3 protein-coding genes are annotated in these 2,061 nt (G+C 39.9%); 2 read left to right on the top strand and 1 reads right to left on the bottom strand.

What is annotated here, in order from left to right; genetic code table 11:
- The first annotated feature begins 371 nt into the window (after positions 1–371).
- Positions 372–1,406 carry a type I glyceraldehyde-3-phosphate dehydrogenase gene (locus tag B4F08_RS00465; protein WP_291372380.1) on the top strand — a complete coding sequence of 345 codons (1,035 nt, stop codon included), beginning with the start codon at positions 372–374 and terminating at the stop codon, positions 1,404–1,406.
- Between the two features lie 111 nt (positions 1,407–1,517).
- Positions 1,518–1,823: a hypothetical protein gene (locus B4F08_RS00460; RefSeq protein ID WP_086207859.1), complete on the top strand. Its 306-nt coding sequence runs from the start codon at positions 1,518–1,520 to the stop codon at positions 1,821–1,823.
- Positions 1,824–1,832: 9 nt separating this feature from the next.
- On the opposite strand, the gene B4F08_RS00455 is transcribed toward B4F08_RS00460, so the two are convergent.
- On the bottom strand, positions 1,833–2,061 hold a 229-nt coding region (locus tag B4F08_RS00455; RefSeq protein ID WP_291372378.1), incomplete at its 5' end, for an AzlD family protein.

Below are 2,061 nucleotides of genomic sequence, written 5' to 3'. Positions count from 1 at the left end.
CGATTTGGCTAATAGTAGCTGAAGCAAGTCTTATTCTAAATACGCTGACTTCAGTTACTGGCTTAAAAATTTTAAAACGCCAAATTATAACGGAAAAAGGATGTTGCACCAATCACTTTAAGGCGAATTGATGACATTTCTATGTATTCAATCGTTCTTTGATTTTGCGGGTTAATGTTGGATATTTATATCATTTGATAGAAAGAAAGCAGGTTGATAGCTCTAGTCAGGCGGGTCAATTTGTGACTTAAGGGTTCATATTCATCATCTTCACTGATGAATCATAGAAAAAGAAAGCTTAACCAAATCTATATAAATCCATTAATATAGGCCTGCTTTATCTTTCATCATTTTATAAATAAGGGCAAGTCATGCAACGAGTGGCGATAAATGGATTTGGTCGAATCGGACGTAATGTATTGCGTGCTTGGTTTGAAAATCCAAAGAACTTTCAGTTTGAAATCGTCGCGGTAAATGATGTAGCAGATGTAGAAACCTTATTGCATTTATTTAAATATGACACGACTCATGGGCGCTTTCCAGGGAAAGTCGATTTAAGTTATGAAAATGAAAGGATTTATTTACATTTGTCTAAAGATCAGGCGCAGCTCAAAGTTGAAGTATTGTGTCAGGCAAACCCGCAAGATCTACCTTGGGCCAGTCTCCATGTCGACGTGGTTCTAGAGTGCACAGGTTTATTTCGCTCGCGTGAAGCAGCAACAGAGCATATCCATGCAGGTGCAAAACGGGTCATTATTGGCGCGGCACCTTTTGACTCGGTTGATGCCGCAATTGTGTATGGGGTGAATCACCATGAGGTGAAAGTCAGTGACCAAATCATTTCCAGTGTGTCATGTACCACGCAGGCCTTAGTGCCTTTGGTTAAAATCATTGATGATGCTTTTGGTATTGATACTGCGCTCATGACGGAAATTCATGCGGTCACTGCTGATCAGTCTGTATTGGATCATGCCCATCGGGATTTAAGACGTGCTCGTGCTTCAGGTCAAAACATTATCCCGACTACATCGTCTGCTTTAGGTGCTTTAAAACAAGTCATGCCAAAAATGGCTGATCGTATTGATGGTTATTCCATCCGTGTACCGACCATTAATGTGGCGGCAATTGATTTGACCTTTATTTCGCAAACACCGATTACCGATCATAAAATCAATGAAGTGTTGATTCAGGCGGCGAAGTCAGACTACCGTGAAATTATGGATGTGACCGATGAACCCTTGGTGTCTTCGGATTTTAACCATTCACCATATTCACTCATTGTTGATTTAACGCAAACCATGGTGGTAGGGCATCAAGCCAAAGTCTTTGCGTGGTATGACAATGAATGGGGCTATGCAAACCGCTTATTGGATTTGTGTGAATCTTTTAGTGCCTCATTAACCTAAAGGGCTTTTCTACAGTATCTTTTACTCTGAAAACAAGATGATAGACATAGACCGCATACAGACTTGTGGGTATGATGAATGTATAAACGAAAATAAAGAAGAGTGGTGCTTATGTTGATTTTAATTTGGGGATTTATTTTGTTGTTGGCGGTCGCAGTGGTATTTTTAATTTGGTTTCAATTTAAAAATCAGACAGATAAAACTGACCCCTACGCAGAGCAACATCAGCTTCAGGAAAAAGTACACCATCTTGAAGAAAATTTAAAAAAGACTTTAGAGATTATGCAAGATCTTGCAAAAAAGATGCATGTGCAACAGGAAGTGATCGAGCAGACCACCTCTAAGTTGCAAAAAGTTGAGCTACAAAACGCTGAGTTGGTGAATATTCTCGCTAAAGCCGTACAGCCTGAACGCTAAAAATTAAGTTTAGATGAGCACGGTACGCAATAATGCCGCGCTCAGCATACTAATCACAACCGTTGGTAAGAGTGAAAAGCGTGAAGCTGCAAGCAAAGTGATAGCGATGGCGAGTAGATCTGCGACATTGTCCTTCACAAAATAAGGCGCAATCACTGAAATCAGTACGCAACCTGGGACAACTTCTAAAATTTTCCGCTGTTTATTGGTAAGTGTTTTATTTTTCAGCAAAACATAG

The organism is Acinetobacter sp. UBA6720, from assembly GCF_002454215.1.
GTDB lineage: Bacteria > Pseudomonadota > Gammaproteobacteria > Pseudomonadales > Moraxellaceae > Acinetobacter.
The sequence above is the reverse complement of the archived record's forward strand: the minus strand, read 5'-3'. Positions and strand labels throughout refer to the sequence as shown.

What these genes read in the sequence shown, in the direction of transcription:
- B4F08_RS00465 (WP_291372380.1), top strand. Translation starts at nt 372, where the DNA reads ATGCAACGAGTGGCGATAAATGGATTTGGTCGAATCGGACGTAATGTA.
- B4F08_RS00460 (WP_086207859.1), top strand. Translation starts at nt 1,518, where the DNA reads ATGTTGATTTTAATTTGGGGATTTATTTTGTTGTTGGCGGTCGCAGTG.